Source organism: Methanobrevibacter wolinii SH (assembly GCF_000621965.1).
GTDB classification, from domain to species: Archaea; Methanobacteriota; Methanobacteria; order Methanobacteriales; family Methanobacteriaceae; genus Methanarmilla; species Methanarmilla wolinii.
This window is the reverse complement of the sequence record NZ_JHWX01000012.1, coordinates 1-20,362: the sequence shown is the minus strand read 5'-3', so window position 1 is coordinate 20,362 and position 20,362 is coordinate 1. Positions and strand designations below refer to the sequence as shown.

Below are 20,362 nucleotides of genomic sequence, written 5' to 3'. Positions count from 1 at the left end.
TAAAAAAAATTTTTAGATTAAATAAGTAAAATATTTTTATAATAATAGCCTAAATTTATTTATGGCAAAAGTTAGTATATTAGGTTCAACTGGAACAATTGGTAAAAATGTTGCATTCACATTAGCAAGATTAGATTTTATTGATGAAATTGTAATGTTTAGTAGACCATCAAGTTTAAGTAAAGCTGAAGGTGAAGTACTTGATATGTATGATGCTTTAGCTGCAGAGAATATTTTATGTAAATTTATTCCTTCTTGTAACTTTGAGGATATTGCAGGATCTGATATTGTATTAATAACTTCTGGTATTCCAAGAAAAAAAGGTATGGATAGATTAGATTTAGCAATACCAAATGCTAAAATTGTTAGGGATTATTCTAAGCAAATTGCTATTCATGCTCCAGATTCTATTATTTTAGTTGTAACTAACCCTGTTGATGTAATGACAACAGTTGCATTAAAATATTCTGGTTTTGACAAAAGTAAAGTTATTGGACTTGGAAACCATTTAGATTCTTTAAGATTAAAAATGTTTTTATCTAACTACTTTAATATTAATAGTAGTGAAGTTCATACAAGGGTTATTGGAGAACATGGTAATCATATGGTTCCTCTTTTAAGTTCAACTACTATTGGTGGTATTCCTTTAGATTATTTCATTGGGCCTGTTAATTTAGATGTTGATGTTCTTATAAATAAACTTAAAAGTGCAGGAAATTCAATTATATCTAAAAAAGGTGCAACAGAGTATGGTCCTTCATTTGCAATTACTGATTTAATTAAAAATATTATTACTAATAGTCGTAGAATTCTAACAGTTACTACATATTTAGATGGTGAAGTTGAAGGTGTTCATGATATATCATTAGGTGTACCTGCAGTTTTATCAAAAAAAGGTATTAAAATGATTGTACCTATTCATATGACAGATATTGAAAAAGAAGAATTTTATGATGCTGCAAATGTTATTAAAGAATGTACTGATAAAGTTATGCATTATTTAGAAGATTAATATTATCTTCTTTAGATAATATTTAATTGATTTTCCTGTTTTTTATTAATTTTATTATTTAGTTTAAAATTTTAAATGAAAATATTTTGTAATTTATTATGATTTAAATTAAAAACTATTTTAAATATTTTTTATCTATTTTTTGTTATCTTGTTTTATGTGTTTTTTAGCTATTTTGTTTTTCTTAATTTTTAGTTTATCTTATTTTGTTTTATGTGTTTTTTAGCTATTTTGTTTTTCTTAATTTTTAGTTTATCTTATTTTGTTTTATGTGTTTTTTAGCTATTTTTTTTTAAAAATAATTTACTATATCTTTTTAATTAAATAATAATTTATATTAATAAATTATATTATTATATAATAATAATTTTTAGAAGGGATTTAATGAATTCTACATCAAGTTGTTTAAATGAATGGAATGCTATTATTGAAGCATTTGGACAAAGAAAAGAAGTGATTTTAATAAGAAGATATAAAACTAAAAAAGAAGGTTTTTTATTATATCCTACTGTTAATTATGCTCATCAAAAAAATTTTATTGAAGTTTTTAAAGATGATGAGAAAGATTTTGTTTATGAAAATTTATACCCTAAAAAGTTAAATGAAAAATCTGAGGTTAAATACTATGCAAAAGTAGATTGTATTATTCAAAAACCAACAGATACTATTGAAAATTATGAAAAATATCATATATGGACTAGTAATCATATTAAAGATTATGTACATAAAGAAACAAGTTATATTTGGTTATTAAGAGTATATAAACTTCAAGAACCATTAATGCTTAAAAGAGGTGGTGGAAGAATTTATTCAAAAGCTGAAAAAGAGGTTTCATTAGAAAATATGACTCCAGTATTTAATGATGATGAATTTAATAAAATTAAAGAAGATATTTTAAATATATAATTTTTTAAAATTATTATTTATTTTAATATTATAATCATTTATTTTAAATTAAAAATTCAGAATTATTGTTTAAACAATATTTTTTTTAAAATTTATTATTATTTTTTTGAGTAAATGTTTAAACAATATTTTTTTTTTAAAATCTATTTTTTTAGTAAATTTATGTAAATTGATTTATAAGTATAAAAAATAGAATAACAAATCTAAATTTTGATTATTTAAAAGTTTAATTGCTTATTTAAAAATTAAATATTTTTTATTATTAAAAATTAAAAAAAGGTAAAAGATTAAAATTTATATTTTATTCTTTTACATATATACTAGCATTTTCATTAAATGGATTTATACGAACAGCTAATTTTAACATATATGGATAATTTTTATAAGTGTATTCAAGATATCTTATCCATTCATATATTAATTTACTGTAAACTCTACTTATATCATAAGATAGGTGTGTATAATCAGATTCAGGTAGATTTTCAAATGTTTTTCTATAACTTAATTCGTCTGTTAAATGCATCATAGCAAGAAGCAATTCTGAAAAATTATCTGTTTGATGTAATGTTGGATTTTCAATTAAATCAAATAGATAAGGTCTTCTTTCATTTAAGTATTCTTTTAATTCTATAAAGAATTTAGTGCGATCTTCAGATGATAATTTAAAATTAAATGATATTGGATTTTCATCTAATTCATTTAATACATTTTCATAATCTTTTTCTTTCCAAGTTTCAATGGATTTAAGTTCTTTAGTTATATTAACTTCTCCATTTGCATAATAAAACATAGATATTAAACCATTTCCAATTCCTGAAAAGAATGATCCCATAAGAATGTCTATTTTTTCTTGTAAAGTTTTTTGTTCATGATTATCCATTACTTTATCTATAACAAGAGTTACAATTAGTATATCAATTGGTATAAATCCTAAATGTAACATTACATAATGGAATATATCATGAAAATCTCCAAATATAATATAATCTATACCATATATTATAAATATTAAGATAATTAGTATTATCCCAAATTTTACTTCCCATTTTAATTTTCTCATATTTCCCACTAAATAAATTTATTAAATAATTTTTTAAACTTAAAAATAAAGTTTAAATTAGATATTTAATTCAAAAAAATTCCTATATTATTTTTTATAGATTATCCATTTAAAAAAATATAAAACTTAATTTTTATTCTTTTAAAAATAAATTTAATATTTTTTGAATTATATTTCCAATATTATATTAATATTAATATTAAATATTTTTTACTTATTATAATAAGATTTAATCAATTCTTTTCTTATTATTAAAAATTAGAATCTTTCTTAAAAAGATTATATTTATTATTTTTTCTTAATTTTTATTATTTTTAAATCGTTTAAACCTTTATTATTTTTAGATTTAACTTTCTTTGTTGATTTAAAATGTTAAATGTTCTTTAAATTTTTATAAAAAATAGTTTTTAACAGATTTTTATTTTTAAATATTATTATTAATGTTTTTAGTATTTAATGTTGTTTAAATCTTTATATTTATAATTTAAGAATTATAATTAAAATAGTTTTATATAAAACAAGTTTTAAATGTGTATTTATTTTTTTAAAAAAAGAATTACTTTGTTGAAAAATCATATTAAAAATTTAAATTAAATCTTTTAATATATTTCAACAAAGTTAAACAATTTAAAGTTCTTGATATTTAAATTGTTTATATTTGATATTGTTTTGCTGGGTTTCCTGAGAAGTCTGCTATTGTTGCTTCTCCTGTGAAGGTAAATACTTCAAATACTGGGTTATCTGCTGTTGAATATAATGATTTTACAAGTTCATTTGAGTCTAATACTTTTTGTTTGAGATTTATATCATCTACAAATTCTACTTCTCCTTTTACTCTTAACCATTGATATTCAGGGGTTGCTGCAGTTAATTCGAATTTTGGATCAGCAACTAATTCTTTGTACATTGGTTTTGTATTTGCTGTGCAGAAGTATGGTTTATTGTTTTCTTCAAAGTAGTAAAGTATTGGTCTTACTTTTGCTTCTTGGTCTAATCCTTTAGTTGCTAAGTATACAAGTGGGTTTTCTTCTAAAAATTTAATTACATCATTCATAATAATTCACATCCATATAATTTTATTTTTTAATTTTTTTATTTAAACAAGTTATATTTAGTTTTAAACTAAAATATCTGTTTAATTTTTAAATAAATTTTAATTTGTATTTAATAATATGATTTATCATATATAAATAGGTTTTGTAACTTTTTAGTTACTTATTTATTTTTATATTCATAATCACATTTTATTATCATGTATTTTAATCTTAAATACATGTTTTGTATTTTATAATTTGATTAACTATTTATAAAAGCTTTTTGTAACTAAAAAGTAATGTAGTTACTGTATAGTAACTTTAAATAAATTTTAATTTAATATTTAATTCAACTTATACCTTGAAATATTTAGTTTAATTTTTATTGTGTACTTTTTTTATGGTTTAAATTAAGTCATTTATCTTTAGTATGTTTGTTTTTATGGTTTAAATTAAATCTGCTATATCTTTTAATGATTGATTTAAATCATTATCAATTGATATACCTCTACTTATTGCTTCTGGAATATTTGCTTGATTTAAGTTCATTCTTATTAATGTTGAATTTGGATAATTGTAGCAGTATTGTTCAAATGGGAATCTAATAATTGTGGGAGTATTGTATCCTACACCTAATTCTAAAAATACAGTATTTTCATTTACTGAATTTTTTAGAAAGTTTATATATTTATCATAGTTTTTATAGTTTGGTTCTTCAACAAATCGATTATCACATCTAAGGTTTTGAATTAAAAAGTCTCCACATTTAGGACAATATGGTATATCATCACTATTTATTGTATAATCATCTACTTTATTATTAATCATTCTTTTAATGTATTTTTCATTATAATAAACATTATTAGAACATGGTTTTATACATTGAAATTGTGAGTATTGTCCTTGTGGTTCAAATATTTTTTCTTGTTTAAATCCTGCTTTTTCAAGTTGATAATCAACATTAGTTGATATGATATAATAATTTTTGTCTTTAAGTATCTTGTATAAATTGGTATATGGTTCTAATGCTGGTGTTTCATATCTTACTTCGTTTATATGGTGGGACCAGAATCCCCAATATTTACATGCATTATCCTCATTTAAATAAACCCAGTATATACCCATAACTTCTGTTAAATTATTATAACCTAATTTTTTATACTGTGGATAATGTTTTTTAAAAAATTCTTCATTTGTATAGTTTAATCCACCTGCTGCAGATAATCCAGATCCAACACCTACAACAATATTATCTGCATTTGAAATTTTTTCATATGCTTCTTTAATTTTTTTAGAATAATTATTAAACATTTTAACCTCTTTATTTAATCTTCTAATAATTTTTTATAAATTTCTAATTGTTCTTCTTCAAATACATCAAAAATTACCATTTCAATACTTGTGTCTTGATTATTATTTAAATAACTATTTACTGCAGAATATGCTGCTTTTGCAGCATCCTCTTTTGGATAATTAAATACTCCTGTTGAAATATTTGGAAATGCAATTGTTTTTAAATGATATTTATCTGCAAGCTTAAGAGAATTTATATATGATGATTTCAATAATTCTTCTTGATTTTTATTTGGTTTAGTTTTTTGAATTAATGCAGGACCAACAGTATGAATAACATATTTAGCAGGTAAATTATATCCTTTAGTTATCTTTGCTTGTCCAACTTTTTCATCATGTCCTTGTTTAAGCATAATTTTATTACAATCATATCTTAACTGTATTCCTGCTGCAGAGTGAATTACATTATCAATACAATTATGTAATGGTATAAAGCAACCAAGAAGTTTGGAATTAGCTGCATTTACTATTGCATCTACTTTTAATGTAGTTATATCTCCATGAAATATTCCTATTTTCGGATTTTTAGCTATTGGTTTAATATCACTTGCTGAAACTAATTTTTTTGAATTTGTTTCATAACTTAATAATTCATCTTGTTTTTCTAAAAATTCTTTAGATATTGGTCCAGGTAGACGAATGTTCATTAAAGATCGTAATAATATTCGTTTACTTTCATAATCCTTTGGAATATTGATTTTTTCATTGCTTTCTTCTATTAATTCTTTAAGTAAGTAATCTACTATTTCATCTTTATTCATATTATACCTCCTTACTTTTTGTTTTAATACATATTCTAATTGTATATTTAATTAATAAATAAATTTTGTAATAATTTAGTAACTAGGTTACTAAATAGTAACTATAATAAGTTTTTATTAAAAATATTAAAAATTAAATTTAATTATTATGTGAAAATTTTATTAATTTTAATTTATAATATTTATTTAAGTGATATTATGGGTAAACAAAAAGTACAATTTAGATGTCCTATTGATAAAGTAGTTGGTTTATTTAATAAAAAATGGACAATACAAATTATAAGAGATATGTTTTTTGGTAAAAAACAGTTTTCAGAATTTAAGGAAGATAAACCTAATTTAAGTAATAAAGTTCTTTCACAAAGATTAAAAGAACTTGAAGAAAGTAATATTATTGAAAAAAAGATTATTGAAACACATCCTGTAAAAACAGAATATTATTTAACTGATTATGGTCGTAGTTTAAATAGGGTAATTTATGAAATTGCAATGTTTAGTTTAAATAGTGGATTTGAAGAGTATTCTGATAAAGATAAAAGAGAAGAGATTCGTACTTTATTTAAAGATACCCTTAATATTTCAGATTAATTTCTAAATAAATTTTTTAAAAACTATTTTTCTTTTTTTAAGATTTTAATTTTATTATTATTTAATTTATATCTTATACTTAGTAGATTATTCTTAAAATTAGAATTTATTTTTTGTTTTTTGTTTTTAGTTGATGATTTTTAAGATTAGGATTTTTTTTGTTTTGTTTTTAGTTGATGATTTTTAAAATCCTGTTTTATTCATTATAGAAATTTTTAATAAAATCTGTTTGTAGTATACTATTTTTACTTATTTCTTCTAATTTTAAAAATAATTTCCAAGGCATTGAAAGAAGCATATAATCATTTGGAATTAAAGCTTTAATTTTAGATCGTCCTGCAAAATCGATTGGTCCAAGAATTGGTGATGGATTATTTTTATCTCTTTCTTTAAAAGTAAAAGCACCAATAGCTTGACAAGCAGATGCTTGTGGAGTTAAAATATAAGTATTATCTGTTCTAAAAGAGTTATTTAATTGTATTAATACTGTTAATTCTATTGGATTAACTGTAAATATCACTGAATCTGGAATTTCTCCATTTTCTATTTTTTCTAATGGCTTAAAAACAGCATATTTATTATCATCATAAATTGGTCTTTTGCTTATTGATTTATATGCTGTATCATAATCATAGTAAATACGCTCACCATTTATAAACATTTTTTGCATTGGTTTTGGGATATGTTCTATTTTTTTAAGATATTTATCTTTATCTTTAGCACTTTCAAGACCTAATGATAAGAAACATGCTTGAAATTCTTTATCTTCTTCATTTTCAAATCCAGTACCCCAACCTAAACCTGCATTAACTCCACCACAACTTATATTTTCACGACTAAAACAGGTTATTTTCCTTTTTGCAATGCTTTGTCCTACAAGTGACATTACACAAGCACCTCTTCCAGGTTTAAGTGTATATGCATCTTCTGGTTTTTCATCTGTTTTGATAAGTAAAATTGGGTTAAATCTTGCAGATAATTCTTTTGTTATATTACTCTCCATTTTACCACCTAATGATATATTATTTTATATACTATATTATAGATGATTTAAGTATTTTGAATTGAGTCTAATAATATATTCATTCTGTAAATTATAGTAATAGAAGGTTTAAGTATTTTGAATTGAGTATAAATATTTATTTTGTACCATAAATTCTATCACCCGCATCTCCAAGACCTGGAAGAATATATCCATTTTCATTAAGGTTTTTATCTACTGTTCCACAGAATATTTTAACATCTGGATGTTTTTCTTCAATTGTTTTAATTCCTTCTGGTGCTGCAACAATACATAAAAGTTTAATTTTACTTACTCCATCTTTTTTAAGCATATCAATTGTAGCAGATGAACTTCCACCAGTTGCAAGCATAGGATCTATAATTAAAACTTCTCTATTTTCGATTCCTTTTGGCATTTTATAATAATATTTAATTGGTTTTAATGTTTTTTCGTCACGATAAAGACCAATATGTCCTACTTTTGCATTTGGAATTACATTGATAATCCCTTCTAACATACCCATACCTGCTCTTAAAATAGGTACAATTGCGTAATTATCCTCATTTAACATCCCAGTTTTTAACTTTTCTAGTGGTGTTTGTATTGTAACTTCTTCAAGTTTTGCATCACGCATAGCTTCATATGCTAAAAGTGTTGAAATTTCTGTAATTAATTCACGAAATTCTTTTGTACCTGTATTTACATCTCTTAAGATAGCTAATTTATGAGTTATTAAGGGATGATTTAAAACATTTTCATTCATTAAATATCTCCTATCTTTAAATTAAACTTTATTGGTTTATTTCTTGTGTTGAAATTTTTAAATTTTAATTTTAATAGATAATCAAAATTTAAATAAAACATGTCTTCAACATAATCAGATTATTTACAATCTTATTATTTTAATATATATTTAAAATAAATTTTAATTTTTATGTTTTATAATTAATTAGAATCTTATAATAGGTTTTAAATATAATCATGATAAAATAAGATAAACTTGATATTTATTTTATATGAATTTAAATTATCTTAATTTATAATTTTAATAAATATCTTTTTTTTATTTATAAATTCAAGTTTAGAAAAACATCATTTTTTCTTTTAAAATCAAAATCGATTGTTTTATTGTTTCTCTTTCTTTAAATTATTTGTTAAAATTAGAACTAATCTTAATTATGTACTTCATAATATATAAATTTTTTATCTAGTACTTAAACGAAATTTATATATGATTTAATTTACTACTAATTAATTATATACAATTTAATTATTTAATTTTCATTTTCATTTAATTTATAAATATTTATAGGTGATAATATGGATGAATTATTTGAGAAAATGGTAAATGAAGCAGTTTCTGCTCAAAGGGCAGATGTTGATGTTATTAAGGAAAAAAGAGGTACTAAGTTTAAAATTGCTGATGCTAAGCCATATTTAGATGCAGCAACTAGTATGAAACCAATAGGTAGTCAATCTCAAGCAGTTTTTGATTTACATACAAATTCTGTTCAAACACATTTTGATGCTCTTAATAGTTTAACTGATACTGTTAGACCAGAAGATGATCCAATGGTTGAACACTATCAAACACCACCTGTACTTGAAATTCTTAAAGAGGAAGATTCAAAATTTAATGAAAGTGTTGAAAAATTTGCTAAGGCAATTGCTGATAATGAGGCATTAATTTCTCGTGAAGCAATTAGACATTATGGTGGATTTTATGGTCCTACTTGTGTTGTTGATTTTGCAATGATTCCTGGAAGTACAAGTAATGTTGTAAATCAAATTCTTCTTAAAACAGATATTCCATTAGCACATAAACAAGCTATTTTAGCTGCTAAATCTTGGGGTATGAACACTTCTTATGGAGTTGGAGATGCATTTTCACAAGCTCTTGAAAATGGTGCAAGTGCTGCTGAGGCTACTAAACTTGAAATTTCTCAATTACAAGATATTTATCTTGATCCAATTGAAGCTCAAGGTAAACTTATGGATGATGCTGGAGAATCTTCATTTGATTGTAGAAAATATATGAAAACCTATAAAAAACAAATGACTCCTTATGTAAAAGCAGCAATGGATAATGAAGTTCATTATGGAAATATTTTAACTGTACCTGCATATTGTGTAGGAGATATTGCTCATCATATATCACAATCTACATTTAATATGTGTAAAGATGATGTTGTAATGGCAATTATTGAAGCTACAACAGATGTAATTGAATCTAGTTTAAAATCTAATATTACTAATTTTAAATCTCCATTTGATATTTTAAGTTTAACTACTGGTGCTTCAGCATGTGCTACTGAATATATATTAGAACTTGATGGATTTAATGCTGTAATGATTGTTGATCTTCTTACAAAACGTTTCCATAATTTTGTTCAATTAAATCCAACAAGAGGAGCAGCTGCAGAACTACATAATTCTGACTTTATGGATATGATATATAGAGGTTATACATATCTTGATAAAGCTAGAAAAGCAAAATGTTCTGATTCTGGTATTTTGGAACCTATGGTAAGTTCTTATCCTGTAGATTTAAAACCAATACTTGATAATGAAGTAATAATGAATCCACAAAGATATACTTATCCATCTTGTGCTATATCTGTAAGATTCTCATCATTAATGCGTCTTGCAGATTATCCTTGTTTACTTACTTCAGAACCCATGACTGCAACTCTAATGACAAATATTATTGCACTTAATAAGGATAAAGCAAATTCACCAGTTAAAGCTTGTAAAAATTGTGCTGTTGCTTCTCTTATTGACTTTAGACATCAATATTGTCAATGGAAAAATGCTATATAAAAAGTTTAAAATCTAGTTTTTCTAGGTTTTTAACTTTTTTAGGTTAAAATTGTTACTTTGTCTTTACTTTTTTAACTTTTTTAGGTTAAAATTGTTAGTTTCAATAAAAAATTTATAATATATTATACAATTTATAATTAATTTAATTTTATTTTATAAATTTTAAAATAATTATTTATTTTTATAATTTAAAATTTAAATTGAATTTGTAGGTGGTAATATGAAAGGGAATATGTCAAATAAATTTTTAGCAGAGTTAATTGGAACATTCTTCCTTGTTTTTATTGGTACTGGATCTGCAGTTCAAGCAACTTTACTTGCTAATGGTCATGTAGGGACCTTAGGTGGTTTTGCTGAATGGTTTGCTATTTCATTAGCATTTGGTCTTACTGTAATGGCGGGTGTTTATTCACTTGGTAAAATATCTGGTGCTAATTTTAATCCTGCAGTAACTATTGGTTTACTTGTTTCTGGAAATCTTTCATTAAGAGATTCTATAGGATATATTTTTGCACAAGTAATTGGTGCAGTTTTAGGAAGTTTATTTGTTTTTATATGTATTGGACCAAGTTCTGCAACTATTGCAGCTTTAGGTGCAACTGCTCCTGCTAAAGGTGTAAGTGTAATTTCTGCAATTATTGCTGAACTTATTGGTACTTATTTGCTTGTATTAGTTGTTATGGGTACTGCTGTAGATAAAAAAGCAGATCCAAGAGCTGCTGGTTTAGCAATTGGTACTGCTGTTGCATTAGCAATCTTTGTTCTTGGACCTATTACTGGTGGATCTATTAATCCAGCAAGAACATTTGGTCCTTATTTAATTGATTATCTTGTTGGTGGAGGAAATCTTTGGGGTTACTTTTATATTTATATTATTGGTCCAATTGTTGGAGGTATTTTAGCTGCTTTAACTTATGTTGGACTTGCTAGTAATAACCCTAACTGTAAAATATAATTTTTGAAGAAATTTACTCTTCAATTAATTATATTTTTATTTATTTTTGATTTTTTAGCTATTTTTTTAATAATTGTTCTTTTTTAGTTATTTATTTTATTAAGTTTTGATATTTTTATTTATAAAAAAAGTTTTTTAAATTTTTATGATATTTTTTAATTTTAGATAATATATTTTAAGTTTTTTGAATTTTTCGCTCTATTTTGTTTTTAATTTTAAAATAAATAGTTTTTAAGTCATTTTTAAATTTTTATGATATTTTATTTTTAATTTTAAAATAAATAGTTTTTAAGTCATTTTTAAATTTTTATGATATTTTATTTTTAATTTTAAAATAAATAGTTTTTAAGTCATTTTTAAATTTTTATGATATTTTATTTTTAATTTTAAAATAAATAGTTTTTAAAAAGTTAAAGTTTTAAATAAATTAAGTTTTTAACAGATTCTTATTTTATAAAAAGATTTAAATTGTATTTAGAATTAATTTTATAATAGTTTAAATTAATGTGTGATTTTATGAAATGGAAAATTGGTGATGTTGAAATAGATAATCAACTTGTTTTAGCTCCTATGTCTGGTGAATGTGATTCATCTTTTAGGCGTATTGTTAAATCTATGGGTTGTGGGCTTATTGAAACTCAAATGATATCAACTAATGCAATTAAATATGGTAATAATAGAACTAATGAATTATTATATATGACAGATTATGAAAGACCTATTTCAGTACAACTTTTTGGACCAGATTCTGATTCATTTAAAATTGCATCAAAATATGTATATGATTATATAAAACCTGAAATTATTGATATTAATATGGGATGTCCAGTTAAAAAAGTAGCAATAAATTCTAAATCTGGTAGTGCATTACTTAAAGATCCTGAAAGAGCATATGATATAGTAAAAACTGTTGTTAATACTGTTGATATTCCAGTAACTGTAAAAATTAGAAGTGGTTGGGATAATAATAGTATTAATGCAGTTGAAATTGGAAAGATAGTTGAAGATGCAGGAGCATATGGAATTACAGTTCATCCACGTACTAAAACTCAAGGATATTCTGGAAAAGCAGATTGGTCTATAATTAAAGAAGTTAAAGAAGAATTATCAATACCTGTTATAGGTAATGGTGATATTAGATCATGTTATGATGCTAAACGAATGATTGATGAAACTGCTTGTGATGCTGTAATGATTGGTAGAGGAGTACTTGGAAATCCTTGGTTAATTAAAGAATGTGTTAATTATCTTGAAGATGGAACTGAACCTCAAAAGGTATCTATTGAAGAAAAGATTAGAATAATTAAAAAGCATACAGAACTATTTCTCAAAGATAAAGATGAAAATTTAGCTATTCGTAGAATGAGGAATCCTATTTCACATTATATTAAATATTTCCCAAAAAATCATGATATCTTAGAAAAATTATTTAAAATTAATACAAAAGAAGCTTTGTTTAATTTATTAGATGATTATTATAAAGATTTAAAATTATAAAATATAAAAATTAATTTATATTTTGTTTTTTTTTAAATTATAATGGTTTTAATCTATTGTTTCAAGTAAGAAGCTTACTGGACGAAAACCATCATTACATGATATCATAGCAGATTTTTTATTTTTCATCCAACCATCATAAAAATCTTCAGCTCCATAACTAAGTGCCATAACAAATGGATAAACACTATTCCAAGCACTTATACAAAAATTTTCTGGTTTTTTTAAGTTATTAACTATAAATACATCTTTTTCATTCATATCACAAGGATGTTCTATTGGATTTTCATACTTTGCAATAAGATCGTCATAAGATGCTTTTCTAATAACTGTTATTTTTACTTTTTTCATAATTATAAATATATTATTAATTTTAAAATAAATTTTTTGAAATTAATATTATGTTGATTTTATTGAAATTTTATTAATTTTTTTGGCTTTGTTGAAATTCTTAAAATTTTTATAAATAAACTTTCTTAGTATTGATTTTCAAGTATTAACTAATTTTAAATTTTTATAAAAATTAGTTTTCAAAAGACTTGATTTTGTAAGGAAATTTCTTTAAATTTAAATTTCGATATCTATATTATTATAAAAAATAGTTTTCAATATATATTAAAATTTTATCTAAATTTTAAATGATTTTTTGTAATTTTTTTATTAATTTTCTTTATTAATTAAAAATATTTCATTTTATTTAAATTAAAAAATGTACATATTTTAATATAAAATATTTAATATTATTTTAAAAATTTATTACAATGTTATAAATAGTATAATTTTATCTGTTTAAAAAAATTTTATTTTTTATTTAATTTTAAATTTTTTATTTAAATTTTTTTATTATTAATTAAAAAATATTTATTAAATTCATTATTTATTATATATTTTTTAATTTTCATATTTTTATTTCAATATAATTCTGTATAATTTAATAGATAGATATTTATATATATGTATGTATATATATTATAAAGGTGAAAATTATGGCTTTATTAGATAAATTAGCAGGACATGCAAGTGTAGATATGGATGCAGATTATGTGTCTGAATTTTTCTTTGATGATGAAAATATTATTCAATCTTTCCAGTTCTTAAGGGATCAAATTGTTCTTACAAATTATGGGATATATGATGTAGATGTTCAAGGGTTAAGTGGAAAAAAAGTTGAAGTTAAATTTTTCCCTAAAAAAACTATTAAAACAATTTCCTTTGAAACTGCAGGTACTCTTGATTTTGATGTAGATGTTAAAATTGGTGTAAGTGGTAATACTACTGTTACTGCAGATGGTGGAGCTGCATATAGTGCACCATTATCATTTAAAGTACCATCTTCACAAGCAGAAGAAGCAAAACAAGTTGTTCATTTAGTTAAAAAACATTATTTATTTGATTAATTTTTTTAACTATTTTATTTTTTTAGAGTATTGTTAAAATCTTTTTAATTTTTAGAATAAACTTTGTATATAATGTATTTTTAATTAATTATGATTCAATAATGAATTTTCATAGTAGTGTGCCTACAAGTATTCTTGTTCAATCAAATATATGGGCAATTTATAGAAATGTTAATAATTATAATAATTTAAAAGGATGGGCTAAATCCGCTGTTGATGATTATAATAGTGGATTACGTGTAAATAATACTGGTGCTGTGCAATGGACTAATAAAACTCATTACAGGGTATTTGATTTTTTAGGTTTTGAAAATACTAATCGTTCCCGTGGTGATTTATGGGGATTTAAGGTAACTGAGTTTGATGTTCCAGAACCAAGTAATAACACTACTAATACAACAAATAATACTGATGTTACTAATGATACAGGTAATAATACTGATATAAGTAACGATATTAGTACAAATAATACTAATACAAATGATAATGTAAGTGTTATAGAGTTAAATGATAATGGTTCTAATGATTTTAATGTTGCTGCTGTTAATTTAAAAGATACTGGTAATCCATTGTATGTTTTAATTGTAGTTTTAGATATACTTGGTATTGTTCCATTTAGTAGATTTAGAAAATAGTTTAGAAGATTTTAATATCTTCTTTTTTTATTTATGGGGATTCTGGTTTTTATAAAAATTCAGATTCCTAAAATTTTATATAATATTATTTCAACAAATCTTTTTTTATTTAAAATGTTTTTTTTAATTTTGTATTACTTTTTTTATTAAAAACCTTTAATTTTATTCTATTTATTATGTAAGTGATTTTATTTTATTATTTTATTATTTATTTTCTTACATTACTTTTAAATAAGTTTTTAATATAATTATTTTAATTAAATTTTTTATAAGTGTTTTTTAAGTTTTTTTTTAATTTTTTAATTTATTTAAGAATGGGTTTATTATAATATTTATATATTTTTATTTAGTTTATTTAGGAAACAGTTTTATTATATAATATTTATATAATATATTTAATATAATTAGTATTTAATATATTAAATTTTATTTTAATTATTGTAATTTATGTGATAATATGGTACTTCCAAAACAATTTAAAGAAGAATATCCTGATAATATTCGAATTTATCATTATGTTGAAGAATTAGTTGCAAGTTATAGGAATTATTTGAAGAATTTATTAAAAAATAATAATATTTCTTTAGCAGAAGCACCTTTTTTAATAAGAATTAGGTTTTCAGATAATACTACTCAAAATGATTTAACTAAATTATTTAATGTGAGTAAAGGGTATACTGCTAAATTACTCAGAAAATTTGAAGATGATGGTTGGATTGTAAGGATGGAAAATCCTATGAACCATAGGCAAAAAATTGTTAAACTTACATCTGATGGAATTAAAAAAACAGATGAATTGATTTCTTTTATGGATGCTTGGGAAAATAAAATTACAGTAGATTTAACATCTGATGAGCTTAAAATATTAAAAAAATTGTTATTTAAGATAGTTTTAGAAACTGAAAACTTTTGATTTTTATTTATTTTCTTAATAAATTTTTAAAATGCTTTAGATTTAAATAATTGTCATTAATTTTTCTTTATTTTTTAATTATAATTTATTTGTTTTTTAGTATTGTTTTAATCCTCAAATTTTCTAAAATAAAATTCTTTAAATAGATTTTTAAGTATTAACAATGTTTAAATTTTTATAAAAAATAGATTTACGCAGTTCTAAAGTTTTATATAAAATTTAAATGATTTTTATAAACTAATTTTTTATAATAATATTTTATATTTATTAGATGATAATTTACTTACTTTTTATATTTTTATAATATATTGAATTTACTATTTCATTAATAAATAGTTTCATTAGGAAACATTTATATATGATAACATATATATTATGAAACAAGAAAATTAGTGTAGTGATTAATTATGGATTATGTAACATTAAATAATGGTGTAAAAATGCCAATTTTAGGTTTTGGTGTATATCAAATACCTAAAGAAGAGACAAAACAAGCTGTACTTGATGCAATAAATGTAGGTTATAGATCTATTGATACTGCTCAAAGTTATTTTAATGAAGAAGAAGTTGGTGAAGCAATAGAAGAATCTAATGTACCACGTGAAGATTTATTTATTACAACTAAAGTTTGGATAGATAATTATGGTTATGATAATTGTAAAAAATCAATATATGAATCATTAAATAAATTAAATCTTGATTATATTGATTTAGTATTACTTCATCAACCATTTGCAGATTATTATGGAGCATATAAAGCATTAGAAGACTTATATAAAGAAGGTAAAATTAGAGCTATTGGTGTAAGTAATTTTTATCCTGATAGAATTACAGATATCTGTCTATTTGGACGCAATATTAAACCTTCAATTAATCAAGTAGAAGTTAATCCATTTAATGCTCAATTTGATGCTCAAAAAAATATGGAAGATTTAGGAGTTCAAATTTCAGCATGGGCTCCATTTGGTGAAGGTAGAAATAATATGTTTACAAATGAAACTCTTGTAAATATTGGTAAAAAATATAATAAATCTGCAGCACAGGTTATTTTAAGATGGTTAATACAAAGAAAAGTAGTTGTTTTATGTAAATCAACACATCTTCAAAGAATTAAAGAGAATTTCGATGTATTTGATTTTGAATTATCTGATGAAGATATGAATGTAATAAAAAAATTGAATAAAGAAGATAGTTTATTCTTTAATCATCAAGATCCAGAAATGGTAAAATGGTTTGATAAGATGGTTGAAGTAAGGAGAAACTAATATAATTATTTTTCGAATAGAAAAAATTTAAATTTAATTTATTATTTTATATTTTTTAAGGGTATTATTATGAAAGTTCTATTAGTTAATGGTAGTCCCCATAAAAAAGGGGCAACTTATATTGCTTTAGATAAAATTAGAAAAACTTTAGTTCAAAATGGTGTTGATGGTGAAATATATCATATAGGAAATAAAGATATTCATGGTTGTATTGCTTGTCATGGGTGTTCAAGGAAAGGACATTGTGTTTTTGATGATGAAGTTAATAGTTTTGTTAAAAAAGCAGAATCTTTTGATGGATATGTTTTTGGAGGACCTGTTTATTATGGATCTATTAACCCAACATTAACTAATTTTATGACAAGGGTATTTTATTCTTCATTTTTCGGTGGTAAAAGAATATTTAGACTTAAACCTGCAGCAGCAGTTGCTAGTGCTAGAAGAACAGGTACAATGACTTCTTTAGATACATTAAATAGATTTTTCACATGGGGAGAAATGCCTATAATTTCATCAACATATTGGAATGAAATTTATGGCAATAATGCTAAAGAAGCACTTGAAGATAAAGAAGGTCTTCAGACTATGGAAAATTTAGGGCAAAATATGGCTTGGTTTTTAAAGATTAAAGAATTAAGTATAAAAGAAGGTATTGAATTACCTATATCAAAACGTGTAGAACATACAAATTTTATTAGATAATAATTTTTGATATTGTTTAGATATGGATTGTAATTTTTTTTAGTAAAAGTATATATTCTGTTGAAATAATATTTTATTTAAGAATTTAATTTTTCTCTTTAACAAATATAAGATTTAAATGGAAGTTCTAAGTTATATTTAAAATATTATGGAAGTGTAATAATGATTAAAGATGAACATGGTGGAGATTTTGGAATTGGAAAATTTAATAAAGATTTTGATGAATTTTTTTCTGGTAAATCTTATTTAAATATTTTATCAAGTGGTAAAACTGATTTATTTTTAGCAAATGTTACTTTTGAACCAAAATGTAGAAATAATTGGCATATTCATCATGCAGAAAAAGGTGGAGGTCAAATATTAATTTGTGTTAGTGGTGAAGGTTGGTATCAAGAAGAAGGAAAAGAAGCACAGAGTCTTAAATCTGGTGATATTATAGAAATTCCTCCAGAAATTAAACATTGGCATGGCGCAAAAAAAGATTCATGGTTTTCACATATTGCAGTAGAAGTTCCTGGTGAAAAAACATCTAATGAGTGGTGTGAACCTGTATCTGATGAATATTATGATAATTTATAATATTCTTTTAAATTTTAATAATATTACTTAAATAATTATTTTTAAATTTATGGATAGTTTAAATTTAATTTTTTGTAATTTAAAAATAATAGATTTAGAAAGTTATAGTTTAGAATAAATAATTTAATAAAGTTAAAATTCTTTTATTTAAATAAACTTTTATTAAATTAATTTAATTTTTAATATTTCAATAAATCTTAATAATTTTATTAAAAAATAATTTCTATTTATTTTGTTATATTTGCTAGTTTAAATTTTATTACTTTTTTTAAATCTTTTAAATTCATTTCTATTTGTGATCCTATTTTTCCACCACTAAAAAATATTGTATCATATTTTTCTGCAGATTTATCAATAATTATAGGAAATTCATGTTTCATTCCTATTGGAGAACATCCTCCATGTTCATATCCAGTTAAAGGTAGTAATTCTTTTGATTTTAACATTTTAATTTTTTTCTCATTAACTACTTTTGCAGCTAATTTTAAATCTAATTCTTTACTTACTGGAACTAAAAAAACATAATAATTTTCATTATTACTTACTGTGACTAATGTTTTAAAAGCAGAGTCAGGATTTTCACCTAAAGCATTAATTACATCAACACCACTAATTGCATTTGTATTAGAGTAATCATGACTTTTATATGGGATTTTTCTTTGTTCTAATAATCTCATAACATTGGTCTTTTCTTCGTGTTTTTTCAATTATATCCCTTCTTAATTATATATTTTGAATTTTAATTTAATATTTTATTTTAAAATGCTTATATTAATATTATTTGATGATTTTTTTATTTTTTGGTTTTTTTTGAATTTCATTAATTGGGTATCTTTTCTTAAATTAATCTAAAGTATTATATATTGTTTAAATATTATAAATCATAGGATTTTAAAAGAACTGTTTATTTATAACTTAAGTTTATATATGATGAAAAATAATTATTATATATGCAACATATGTTGCATTTTTAATATTATATTTTTTAATTTAAATTATATGATAAGATTATGTTTATTGTAGGAGACTTTAGAGAATAAATTTATATGATAATATTTGATTAGTTAGAAGATTTTAGAGAATAAATTTAAGTGAGGATATTATGATTAATGTAGAAGACTTTAAAAAATACTCAGATATACTTAAAAATTACTTAAATATGGATTATAATCCTGTAGCAGTAAAATTATTTAAAAAAGAAGAAAATGCTATGGAATATTTTGATAAAACTGATAAAAAAATTATGCATTGTCAATCAATACTTAATGCTAGTAAAGGTGAATCATTTTATGGAACTAAAAATGAAATTGGTTGTAAAATGGGAAAATGTGTCTTAGGTCTTAATTCATTACCTGAAGAATTTACTGAAGGTGTAATTTTTGATAAAAATAATACTTGCTCTACTTTAAGTAGTGGAAGATATTATGCTGAACAAGTACCTAAAATGCCTTATGAAATTGAAGCCATTGGATATACTCCACTTGAAGATGCTAAATTTATTCCAGATGTGATTGTTATTGTAGCAAAACCAAAAACTATCTTTGATTTAATAAGAGCAAATACTTATTTATCTGGAGAAAGAATTACTTCTTCTGTTGGAGGAACACAATCATTTTGTGGGGATATAGTTGTTAACACTTTCTTAACTAAAACTCCAAATATATCTTTTGGTTGTATGGGTTCACATTTAGCTACTGATTTTGCACCTACTGAAGTTGTTATAGGATTTCCATCAGAAACATTTGATAATATTGTTGAATCTGTTGTTAGGACTAATAATCTTCATAAGAATTAGTTTTTAGGTGTTTGATTTGGTTGTTAAGTTTAATAATTTTCATTAGAATTAGTTTTTAGGTGTTTGATTTGGTTGTTAAGTTTAATA

21 protein-coding genes are annotated in these 20,362 nt (G+C 22.6%); 13 read left to right on the top strand and 8 right to left on the bottom strand.

The genetic code is table 11. The features are described 5' to 3' along the window. Nucleotides 1-61 precede the first annotated feature (61 nt). Together T523_RS00790 and T523_RS00785 are read left to right on the top strand one after the other, a co-directional pair. Nucleotides 62-1,012 (top strand): malate dehydrogenase, encoded by a 951-nt coding sequence (locus T523_RS00790; protein ID WP_042706977.1) that lies wholly within the window; start codon nucleotides 62-64, stop codon nucleotides 1,010-1,012. 384 nt (nucleotides 1,013-1,396) lie between these two features. Further along, nucleotides 1,397-1,918, top strand: a complete 522-nt coding sequence (locus T523_RS00785; RefSeq protein ID WP_042706976.1) for a DUF1802 family protein — start codon at nucleotides 1,397-1,399, stop codon at nucleotides 1,916-1,918. Between the two features lie 301 nt (nucleotides 1,919-2,219). Here the strand turns inward: T523_RS00785 and T523_RS00780 are convergent, their stop codons facing one another. From T523_RS00780 to T523_RS00765, 4 genes are all read right to left on the bottom strand, one after another. Further along, a complete protein-coding gene (locus tag T523_RS00780; RefSeq protein ID WP_042706974.1) occupies nucleotides 2,220-2,978 on the bottom strand; it encodes a hypothetical protein in 759 nt (252 codons plus the stop codon). Between the two features lie 652 nt (nucleotides 2,979-3,630). After that, nucleotides 3,631-4,032, bottom strand: a complete 402-nt coding sequence (locus tag T523_RS00775) for a pyridoxamine 5'-phosphate oxidase family protein (RefSeq protein ID WP_042706973.1) — start codon at nucleotides 4,030-4,032, stop codon at nucleotides 3,631-3,633. Nucleotides 4,033-4,459: 427 nt separating this feature from the next. Further along, nucleotides 4,460-5,323: an SIR2 family NAD-dependent protein deacylase gene (locus T523_RS00770; RefSeq protein WP_042706971.1), complete on the bottom strand. Its 864-nt coding sequence runs from the start codon at nucleotides 5,321-5,323 to the stop codon at nucleotides 4,460-4,462. Nucleotides 5,324-5,337: 14 nt separating this feature from the next. Continuing rightward, on the bottom strand, nucleotides 5,338-6,126 hold the full coding sequence (locus T523_RS00765; protein WP_042706970.1) for a protein-ADP-ribose hydrolase: 789 nt from the start codon (nucleotides 6,124-6,126) through the stop codon (nucleotides 5,338-5,340). A gap of 198 nt (nucleotides 6,127-6,324) precedes the next feature. Here T523_RS00765 and T523_RS00760 point away from each other — a divergent pair, with 198 nt between their 5' ends. Further along, entirely contained in the window at nucleotides 6,325-6,714 is a 390-nt protein-coding gene (locus T523_RS00760) for a winged helix-turn-helix transcriptional regulator (RefSeq protein WP_042706969.1), read from the top strand. 196 nt (nucleotides 6,715-6,910) lie between these two features. On the opposite strand, the gene T523_RS00755 is transcribed toward T523_RS00760, so the two are convergent. Both T523_RS00755 and upp read right to left on the bottom strand, forming a co-directional pair. Next, nucleotides 6,911-7,717, bottom strand: a complete 807-nt coding sequence (locus tag T523_RS00755; protein WP_042706967.1) for a DUF169 domain-containing protein — start codon at nucleotides 7,715-7,717, stop codon at nucleotides 6,911-6,913. A 136-nt stretch (nucleotides 7,718-7,853) separates the two neighbouring features. Next, on the bottom strand, nucleotides 7,854-8,480 hold the full coding sequence (upp, locus tag T523_RS00750) for a uracil phosphoribosyltransferase (RefSeq protein WP_042706966.1): 627 nt from the start codon (nucleotides 8,478-8,480) through the stop codon (nucleotides 7,854-7,856). Nucleotides 8,481-9,037: 557 nt separating this feature from the next. Between upp and T523_RS00745 the strand changes: the two genes are divergently transcribed. From T523_RS00745 to dusB, 3 genes are all read left to right on the top strand, one after another. Then, nucleotides 9,038-10,537, top strand: coding sequence for a DUF2193 domain-containing protein (locus tag T523_RS00745; RefSeq protein WP_042706964.1), 1,500 nt, complete (start codon nucleotides 9,038-9,040; stop codon nucleotides 10,535-10,537). Nucleotides 10,538-10,757: 220 nt separating this feature from the next. Then, nucleotides 10,758-11,492: an MIP/aquaporin family protein gene (locus tag T523_RS00740; RefSeq protein WP_042706963.1), complete on the top strand. Its 735-nt coding sequence runs from the start codon at nucleotides 10,758-10,760 to the stop codon at nucleotides 11,490-11,492. A gap of 516 nt (nucleotides 11,493-12,008) precedes the next feature. Beyond that, a complete protein-coding gene (gene dusB / locus T523_RS00735; RefSeq protein WP_042706962.1) occupies nucleotides 12,009-12,989 on the top strand; it encodes a tRNA dihydrouridine synthase DusB in 981 nt (326 codons plus the stop codon). 48 nt (nucleotides 12,990-13,037) lie between these two features. Here the strand turns inward: dusB and T523_RS00730 are convergent, their stop codons facing one another. Continuing rightward, nucleotides 13,038-13,340 carry a TIGR04076 family protein gene (locus T523_RS00730; RefSeq protein ID WP_042706961.1) on the bottom strand — a complete coding sequence of 101 codons (303 nt, stop codon included), beginning with the start codon at nucleotides 13,338-13,340 and terminating at the stop codon, nucleotides 13,038-13,040. Nucleotides 13,341-13,975: 635 nt separating this feature from the next. On the opposite strand from T523_RS00730, the gene T523_RS00725 reads away from it, so the two are divergent. From T523_RS00725 to T523_RS00700, 6 genes are all read left to right on the top strand, one after another. Further along, the gene (locus tag T523_RS00725) at nucleotides 13,976-14,386 is read left to right on the top strand and encodes a PH domain-containing protein (RefSeq protein WP_042706960.1); all 411 of its coding nucleotides are present in this window, start codon (nucleotides 13,976-13,978) and stop codon (nucleotides 14,384-14,386) included. A gap of 101 nt (nucleotides 14,387-14,487) precedes the next feature. Beyond that, a complete protein-coding gene (locus tag T523_RS00720; RefSeq protein WP_042706959.1) occupies nucleotides 14,488-15,021 on the top strand; it encodes a hypothetical protein in 534 nt (177 codons plus the stop codon). 457 nt (nucleotides 15,022-15,478) lie between these two features. Continuing rightward, the gene (locus T523_RS00715; RefSeq protein WP_042706957.1) at nucleotides 15,479-15,934 is read left to right on the top strand and encodes a MarR family winged helix-turn-helix transcriptional regulator; all 456 of its coding nucleotides are present in this window, start codon (nucleotides 15,479-15,481) and stop codon (nucleotides 15,932-15,934) included. Between the two features lie 407 nt (nucleotides 15,935-16,341). Continuing rightward, nucleotides 16,342-17,199, top strand: coding sequence for an aldo/keto reductase (locus T523_RS00710; RefSeq protein ID WP_042706956.1), 858 nt, complete (start codon nucleotides 16,342-16,344; stop codon nucleotides 17,197-17,199). A gap of 69 nt (nucleotides 17,200-17,268) precedes the next feature. Further along, the gene (locus T523_RS00705; RefSeq protein WP_042706955.1) at nucleotides 17,269-17,901 is read left to right on the top strand and encodes a flavodoxin family protein; all 633 of its coding nucleotides are present in this window, start codon (nucleotides 17,269-17,271) and stop codon (nucleotides 17,899-17,901) included. A gap of 162 nt (nucleotides 17,902-18,063) precedes the next feature. Continuing rightward, nucleotides 18,064-18,480 carry a cupin domain-containing protein gene (locus T523_RS00700; protein ID WP_042706954.1) on the top strand — a complete coding sequence of 139 codons (417 nt, stop codon included), beginning with the start codon at nucleotides 18,064-18,066 and terminating at the stop codon, nucleotides 18,478-18,480. A gap of 227 nt (nucleotides 18,481-18,707) precedes the next feature. Here the strand turns inward: T523_RS00700 and ybaK are convergent, their stop codons facing one another. After that, complete coding sequence (gene ybaK / locus T523_RS00695) at nucleotides 18,708-19,187, bottom strand: Cys-tRNA(Pro) deacylase (protein WP_042706952.1); 480 nt, start codon at nucleotides 19,185-19,187, stop codon at nucleotides 18,708-18,710. Between the two features lie 395 nt (nucleotides 19,188-19,582). Here ybaK and T523_RS08700 point away from each other — a divergent pair, with 395 nt between their 5' ends. Then, nucleotides 19,583-20,275, top strand: a complete 693-nt coding sequence (locus T523_RS08700; protein ID WP_052334581.1) for a DUF169 domain-containing protein — start codon at nucleotides 19,583-19,585, stop codon at nucleotides 20,273-20,275. Nucleotides 20,276-20,362 lie beyond the last annotated feature (87 nt).

Coding starts and splice junctions, on each gene's coding strand:
- T523_RS00765 (WP_042706970.1), bottom strand. CDS start 6,126: ATGAATAAAGATGAAATAGTAGATTACTTACTTAAAGAATTAATAGAA.
- T523_RS00770 (WP_042706971.1), bottom strand. CDS start 5,323: ATGTTTAATAATTATTCTAAAAAAATTAAAGAAGCATATGAAAAAATT.
- T523_RS00730 (WP_042706961.1), bottom strand. CDS start 13,340: ATGAAAAAAGTAAAAATAACAGTTATTAGAAAAGCATCTTATGACGAT.
- T523_RS00780 (WP_042706974.1), bottom strand. CDS start 2,978: ATGAGAAAATTAAAATGGGAAGTAAAATTTGGGATAATACTAATTATC.
- T523_RS08700 (WP_052334581.1), top strand. CDS start 19,583: ATGATTAATGTAGAAGACTTTAAAAAATACTCAGATATACTTAAAAAT.
- upp (WP_042706966.1), bottom strand. CDS start 8,480: ATGAATGAAAATGTTTTAAATCATCCCTTAATAACTCATAAATTAGCT.
- T523_RS00775 (WP_042706973.1), bottom strand. CDS start 4,032: ATGAATGATGTAATTAAATTTTTAGAAGAAAACCCACTTGTATACTTA.
- T523_RS00760 (WP_042706969.1), top strand. CDS start 6,325: ATGGGTAAACAAAAAGTACAATTTAGATGTCCTATTGATAAAGTAGTT.
- dusB (WP_042706962.1), top strand. CDS start 12,009: ATGAAATGGAAAATTGGTGATGTTGAAATAGATAATCAACTTGTTTTA.
- T523_RS00720 (WP_042706959.1), top strand. CDS start 14,488: ATGAATTTTCATAGTAGTGTGCCTACAAGTATTCTTGTTCAATCAAAT.
- T523_RS00700 (WP_042706954.1), top strand. CDS start 18,064: ATGATTAAAGATGAACATGGTGGAGATTTTGGAATTGGAAAATTTAAT.
- T523_RS00745 (WP_042706964.1), top strand. CDS start 9,038: ATGGATGAATTATTTGAGAAAATGGTAAATGAAGCAGTTTCTGCTCAA.
- T523_RS00715 (WP_042706957.1), top strand. CDS start 15,479: ATGGTACTTCCAAAACAATTTAAAGAAGAATATCCTGATAATATTCGA.
- T523_RS00705 (WP_042706955.1), top strand. CDS start 17,269: ATGAAAGTTCTATTAGTTAATGGTAGTCCCCATAAAAAAGGGGCAACT.
- T523_RS00755 (WP_042706967.1), bottom strand. CDS start 7,717: ATGGAGAGTAATATAACAAAAGAATTATCTGCAAGATTTAACCCAATT.
- T523_RS00790 (WP_042706977.1), top strand. CDS start 62: ATGGCAAAAGTTAGTATATTAGGTTCAACTGGAACAATTGGTAAAAAT.
- T523_RS00725 (WP_042706960.1), top strand. CDS start 13,976: ATGGCTTTATTAGATAAATTAGCAGGACATGCAAGTGTAGATATGGAT.
- T523_RS00740 (WP_042706963.1), top strand. CDS start 10,758: ATGAAAGGGAATATGTCAAATAAATTTTTAGCAGAGTTAATTGGAACA.
- T523_RS00710 (WP_042706956.1), top strand. CDS start 16,342: ATGGATTATGTAACATTAAATAATGGTGTAAAAATGCCAATTTTAGGT.
- T523_RS00785 (WP_042706976.1), top strand. CDS start 1,397: ATGAATTCTACATCAAGTTGTTTAAATGAATGGAATGCTATTATTGAA.